At 54.5% G+C, this 760-nt stretch carries 1 protein-coding gene; it reads right to left on the bottom strand.

All coding sequences use genetic code 11. The annotated features are described in order from the left end of the window. Nucleotides 1-83: 83 nt before the first annotated feature. A complete protein-coding gene (locus AC1DRJ_RS30760; RefSeq protein WP_477805430.1) occupies nucleotides 84-653 on the bottom strand; it encodes a lipid-binding SYLF domain-containing protein in 570 nt (189 codons plus the stop codon). Nucleotides 654-760 lie beyond the last annotated feature (107 nt).

The raw sequence follows: 760 nt of genomic DNA, 5'->3' as shown, positions 1-760 counted from the left end.
CCCCCCGGCGTCCTGCCAACCGAACGCAATCCCTATTTTTCGAAGTATCGGGCGCCGCTAGCTGAAGTAACCGGCAGACGGCCTCAGCGATTGAGCTTGGTAATCTTTGAACCCTGCAATCCCAGCCCGGCCATTAAGCCCTTTTGATCAAAGATGAACGCATAGACATCGGACTGAGCCGTTGAAGTAGTCAACGACTTGGCCATGCCTGAATCTACGACCACGATGCTTGGGCCCACGCCGACCTCAAATCCATTGACAGTTTTCAGATCGTTCATCGCTGAATAGGTCATGAAGAACATCACGTAACCAAACCTCTGCACGCCCGCCTGAAGGCCGTATGAGGCTGCTGTGGTTGCGTAGTATCCCGTGACTTTTCCGTTCTCGATCAATTCGCCTTCACCATGCTGTGCGCCGGCGATGAGGCCCGCTTTCAGCACATCAGGGAAAACGAGGATACCCTTGGCTCGCTGCGCGAGGGCGCGCGCTTGCGGCGTTTTGGCATACAAACTCTGTAACGCCGCGTTCGCGTCGCGGTCCATCTCGGCGTTCGCAGCCTTCGCACTAGAGGTGGAACTTGATTGATACGTATGGCAACCGGCAATGATCGCGAGGATTGACATCATTGCCATCATTTTAAGGTATTTGATCATGAGCATTACTCCGTTTGTGCGCCTGCCATTGAGGAGACTGCGTGACGACAGTCGGAGCGGATCAAAGACTGACGGGGTCGGCTTTCAAGGTGTCACTACTCACAAAC

This window comes from Pseudomonas sp. P5_B2 (assembly GCF_056400445.1).
This window is presented reverse-complemented; position numbering and strand designations above follow the sequence as displayed.